This window comes from Candidatus Effluviviaceae Genus V sp. (assembly GCA_014728125.1).
In the GTDB taxonomy this organism is placed as follows: Bacteria; Joyebacterota; Joyebacteria; order Joyebacterales; family Joyebacteraceae; genus WJMD01.
In genome coordinates this window covers 1-5,417 of record WJMD01000179.1, presented here as the reverse complement: position 1 = coordinate 5,417, position 5,417 = coordinate 1, and the positions used below count along the sequence as shown (strand labels likewise).

Below are 5,417 nucleotides of genomic sequence, written 5' to 3'. Positions count from 1 at the left end.
GCGGTCGCCACGGCGTCGTTGATGTGTCGCATTCCCTCCACGACGCGCCGCATCTCACGGCAGACGAAGAACCGGAAGAGCAGGTAGTTGACGACGCCCACGGTCAAGCCCGCGGCGACGCACATCATGAAGAAACGCGCGCTCAGAGCTCCGCTGTCGTTCAGTGCGAACGCCGCGAACGGCGGGAACAGCAGGCCGATGCCGGCGCCGAAGGCGAGCATCGATGCGAGGAGTTCGCGGAAGACGCTGCGCCGTGGGCCCGCAATGCGGGAACGTGCCATCGGGAACTCCGTTCAGATGAAATCTCAGATTGCACCTTACTGAGCCCTGACGAAGCAAGACACATGCCACATTCTGTGCATGTGTGCTCGGTCCCCCGGGAACGGAAGCCCCCCGTGTCGAGGGCTGTGCGCCGCACGCCGGGGACTTCGAGGGTAGAACGCCCCCCGTCGAATCTGTATGATGGGGATTCTGACGCTCCACCTGTCTGATTCCCGATGACCGGTCGCCCCGGCGGCCGGCGGGAGGCTCGACCATGCGCATCGCCCTCGCACAGCTCAACGCGACCGTCGGCGACTTCGACGGCAATCTCGAACGGGCCGTCCGCGCGCTCGACGATGTCCGTGATGCGTCCCCCGACCTCGTGGTCTTCCCCGAGCTCTTCCTGACGGGCTATCCTCCCCGGGACCTTCTGGAGCGGAGCGCCTTCCTGGACCGGACGGAGGAGGCTCTCGACGGGTTCCGGGAGCTCAGTCGAAGGCTCCCCGGGACGGCGCTCCTCGTCGGAACCGTCCTCCGGAACGAGGCGCCGGTCGGCAAGGGACTTCTGAACGCAGCGGTGCTTGTGAAGGACGGCTCGGTCGTCGGGTCGGCCGCCAAGACGCTTCTCCCGATGTACGACGTGTTCGACGAGGCGCGCTACTTCGACAGGGCGGACACGATCGCGCCGCTGAGGCTCGACGGCACGGCGGTCGGCGTCACGATCTGCGAGGACGCCTGGACCGCCCCGGACCTCTGGCCCAGGCGCATCTACGAACGCGAGCCCGTCGCGGAGCTGGCGGACGCCGGAGCCGAACTTCTTGTCAACATCGCGGCCTCCCCCTTCTACGTCGGCAAGGACGTCGTCCGCCACCGCCTCTTCGCCGACCACGCCAGAGAGCGCGGCGTCCCGTTCGTCGTCGTGAACCTCGTGGGCGGCAATGACGAGCTCATCTTCGACGGGCGCAGCATGTGCTTCGCGGCCGACGGCCGTCTCCTGGCGTCGCTGCCCGCGTTCGAGGAGGCCGTCGCGGTCGTCGACACAACCTCATCCGGGACGGTCGACTTCGTGCCGGAGAACCGTCCGGAGGCGGTTCGGCGCGCCCTGGTCATGGGAGTTCGCGACTACGTGCGGAAGTGCGGCTTCGAGCGCGTACTCATCGGACTCTCGGGCGGGATCGACTCGGCGGTCGTCGCGGCGATCGCGGTCGAGGCCCTCGAGCCGGGCAATGTGCTCGGGGTGACGATGCCGTCTCCGTACTCGTCCGAGGGCAGCGTCACCGACTCCAGGGAGCTCGCGCGCAACCTCGGAATCGAATGCCGCGAGGTCGCCATCTCGGAGATCTACGACGCGTACCGGAGCACGCTTTCCTCGAACCTCCCCGAGGACCGCGTCTCGGTCGCCGAGGAGAACATCCAGGCGCGCATCCGGGGGAACATCCTGATGGCGCTCTCGAACCGCTCGGGCGGCCTCGTCCTCTCCACAGGCAACAAGAGCGAGCTGGCGGTTGGTTACTGCACGCTCTACGGCGACATGACGGGCGGACTGGCCGTCCTCTCGGACGTCCCGAAGACGATGGTCTACGAGCTGGCGACGCACATGAACGCCGAGCACACCGTGATACCCGAGGCGATTCTGACGAAGCCCCCGTCGGCCGAGCTCAAGCCGGGACAGGTCGACTCGGACACACTCCCCCCGTACGATGTTCTCGACCGCATCCTCGACCGGTACGTCGACCGCGGCGCGACCTTCGAGCAGATCGTCTCGGAGGGGCTCGACGAGGACGACGTGCGCTGGGTCATCAGGAACGTCAACGCCAACGAGTACAAACGCAGGCAGGCCGCGCCGGGTCTCAAGGTCACGACCAAGGCGTTCGGTATGGGGCGCAGGATGCCGATCGCTGCTCGATACGACACCTGGAACACCTAGAGACGCCGTCTCCGGCCGGTGCGGGCGGGAGACGGCACAGCATCCTCTGGAGGACGATGTGAAGAACGTGTGGCTCGAGAAGTTCGCGAAACTCATCGTCGAGTACTGTCTCGACGTGGACAAGGGCGACCTGGTGCAGATCAACGGCGTTCCTCTGGCCGCCCCGCTGGTCAAGGAGGTCTACCGGGAGACCCTGAAGGCCGGGGGCCATCCGTTCGTCCGCGTCGGACTGCCGGGACTCGGCCCCGTCTTCTATGAAACGGCCGGCGACGAGCAGCTCTCGTACGTCAACCCGGTCGACATCTACCAGGTGAAGGAGATCGACAAGGTCGTGAGCATCCGGGCGCCGGAGAACAAGAAGGCCCTGACCAACGTTGACCCCGCCAGGCAGCAGAAGGCGAACCGCTCGAGGAAAGACCTCCGGGAGATCTTCATGAAGCGGGCCGGCGACGGCGAGCTGGACTGGTGCGGCACGCTCTATCCGACGAACGCCCTGGCGCAGGACGCGGAGATGTCGCTCGATGAGTACGAGGACTTCGTATTCCGGGCCTGCATGCTGCACAGGAAGAATCCGGTCTCGGCCTGGAAGACGATGCGCCGGAAGCAGGCGAAGATCTGCTCGTATCTCGGCGAGCGGAAGAAGCTCCGCATCGTGCGGGAGGGAACGGACCTGACGCTGAGCGTCGAGGGAAGGAAGTGGATCAACTCCGACGGCAGACACAACATGCCCTCCGGAGAGGTCTTCACGGCGCCGGTCGAGGACAGCGTGAACGGGACCATCCAGTACTCGTTCCCCGCCGTCTGGGGAGGCCGCGAGGTTCACGGTGTCCGTCTCACCTTCAAGGACGGTCGAGTCGTCAAAGCCTCGGCAGAGAAGGGCGAGGACTTCCTCCTGTCCACGCTGGACACCGACGAAGGCTCCCGGGTTCTCGGCGAGGTCGCTGTCGGGACGAACCAGTACATCCAGCAGTTCACGAAGAACATCCTCTTCGATGAGAAGATCGGCGGAACGGTCCATCTCGCCGTCGGCGCCGCGTATCCGGAAAGCGGCGGCGTCAACACGTCGGGCATCCACTGGGACATGATCACCGATATGCGCGACGGCGGGAAGATCTACGCGGACGGCAAGCTGATCTACAAGAACGGAGAGTTCACGAAGATCTAGACGCACCGACATCTGAGCCCGGGGACCCGCCCCCGAGCGGAGGCATTCGATGAGAGACGAGAGATACGCGAAGCTGGCCGACGTGCTCGTGAACTACTCCGTCGGCGTCGAGAAGGGCGATCTGGTGGCGATCCAGGGCGCTCACCTGGCCGAGCCGCTGCTCCTCGAGATCTACCGCAAGGCCCTCGAGGCGCGAGCCTACCCGTTCATGAGGGTCCGGCTCCCAGCGGCCGCCGAGATCTTCTACCGGACGGCGACCAAGACGCAGCTCAAGCACCTGAACCCCATCTCGGAGTTCGAGCTCGAGAAGATCGACAAGGTCATCTCGATCTGGGCCGACGAGAACACGAAGTCGCTGGCCAACGTCGACCCCCGGAAGCAGGCGACACGCTCGGCGGCGACGGCCCCGCTCTTCAAGCGATGGATGGAGCGCGAGGCGGCCGGCGAGCTCCTCTGGGTCGGCACGCAGTTCCCCTGCAACGCCTCGGCTCAGGACGCAGAGATGTCCCTCGAGGAGTACGAGGACTTCGTCCTCGGAGCCTGCCTGGTCGACAGGAAGGACCCCATCAAGGCGTGGAAGAGCATAAGCCGGAAGCAGGCGAAGATCGTGAAGCGTCTGAACGGAACAAAGAAGGTTCGCGTCGTCACAAAGGGCACCGACCTCACCATGTCGGTCAAGGGGCGCACGTGGGTCAACTGCGACGGCACATCGAACATGCCGGACGGCGAGATCTTCACCGGACCCGTCGAGGACTCGGTCGAAGGGACGATCTCATTCTCGTACCCCGCCTTCTACTTCGGTCGCGAGGCGCACGGCGTGCAGCTCACGTTCAAGAAGGGCAGGGTCACGAAGGCGAAGGCGGCGAAGGGTGAGGACTTCCTGCACGCGATGCTCGACTCGGACGAGGGCGCCAGACGGATCGGGGAGTTCGCCATCGGAACGAACTATGCCGTGCAGCAGTTCACGAGGAACACGCTCTTCGACGAGAAGATCGGAGGAACGGTCCACATGGCCGTCGGCGCATCGATCCCCGAGTCGGGGGGCGTCAACGAGTCCGGCGTCCACTGGGACATGGTCACCGACATGCGCGACGGCGGGAAGATCTACGCCGACGGCAGGATCGTCTACAAGGACGGGAAGTTCAAGCTTGACTAGCAAGAGAGCCGGCAGCGTACGCCTGCCGGATCGGGAGGTGATCGAGACATGTCGTTCGACTGGTCAACCATCATCAGCAAAGAGACGATCATGGAGTGGGTCGCCACGAGCGGTCTTACGATCATCTTCCTGGTGGTCGGCGGCTTCATCGCCATCAGGCTCTCATCGTTCATCCTCGTCAAGATCAGAATGGCCTTCGAGGACGACGATCCGGAGACCCAGAACGAGCGCGAGAAGCGGGCGGAGACGCTGACGAAGGTCGTCCGGAACCTCCTTACCATCATCGTATGGTCGATCGTCGGGATGATGATCCTGAAGGAGCTCGGCGTCGACATCGGGCCCATCCTCGCCGGCGCCGGCGTCATCGGTCTGGCCGTCGGCTTCGGCGCGCAGACGCTGGTCAAGGACTTCCTGGCCGGCATGTTCATCCTCATTGAGAACCAGTTCCGCGTAGGCGACGTCATCAGCGCCGCGGGACACGCCGGACTGGTGGAGGTGATCTCGCTGCGCACGACGACGCTCCGCGATCTCGAGGGCAAGGTCCACGTGATTCCGAACGGCGAGATCACGGTCGTCACGAACATGACGAAGGAGTGGTCGCGCTTCATGATCGACGTCGGTGTCGCCTACAAGGAGGACGTCGACCACGTCATGGAGGTTCTCAAGGAGGTCGGAGAAAGCATGACCTCCGACGAGAAGTTCTCCCAGCTCATTCTCGAGCCGCTTCAGATTCTCGGCGTCGACAGCTTCGGAGACTCGTCGGTCAACATCCGCGTCATGTTCACAACGAAACCGCTCCAGCAGTGGGGCGTCGGACGGGAGTTCCGCCGGCGCATCAAGAACACGTTCGACGAGAAGGGCATCGAGATCCCGTTCCCGCACACGACGCTCTATCTCGGCGAGGGCTC

At 64.6% G+C, this 5,417-nt stretch carries 5 protein-coding genes; 4 read left to right on the top strand and 1 reads right to left on the bottom strand.

Annotation, left to right across the window (positions count from 1 at the left end):
• Positions 1-281: hypothetical protein (locus GF405_10650; GenBank protein ID MBD3368610.1), on the bottom strand; the 281-nt coding region annotated here is incomplete at its 3' end.
• 254 nt (positions 282-535) lie between these two features.
• On the opposite strand from GF405_10650, the gene GF405_10645 reads away from it, so the two are divergent.
• From GF405_10645 to GF405_10630, 4 genes are all read left to right on the top strand, one after another.
• On the top strand, positions 536-2,188 hold the full coding sequence (locus tag GF405_10645) for an NAD+ synthase (protein ID MBD3368609.1): 1,653 nt from the start codon (positions 536-538) through the stop codon (positions 2,186-2,188).
• A 58-nt stretch (positions 2,189-2,246) separates the two neighbouring features.
• Positions 2,247-3,353, top strand: coding sequence for an aminopeptidase (locus GF405_10640; protein MBD3368608.1), 1,107 nt, complete (start codon positions 2,247-2,249; stop codon positions 3,351-3,353).
• 49 nt (positions 3,354-3,402) lie between these two features.
• The gene (locus tag GF405_10635) at positions 3,403-4,509 is read left to right on the top strand and encodes an aminopeptidase (protein ID MBD3368607.1); all 1,107 of its coding nucleotides are present in this window, start codon (positions 3,403-3,405) and stop codon (positions 4,507-4,509) included.
• Positions 4,510-4,557: 48 nt separating this feature from the next.
• A partial coding sequence (locus tag GF405_10630) for a mechanosensitive ion channel (protein ID MBD3368606.1) occupies positions 4,558-5,417 on the top strand: 860 nt, incomplete at its 3' end.

Bases quoted from the DNA above. Each gene is read 5' to 3' on its own strand.
- GF405_10645 (MBD3368609.1), top strand. From the start codon at position 536: ATGCGCATCGCCCTCGCACAGCTCAACGCGACCGTCGGCGACTTCGAC.
- GF405_10635 (MBD3368607.1), top strand. From the start codon at position 3,403: ATGAGAGACGAGAGATACGCGAAGCTGGCCGACGTGCTCGTGAACTAC.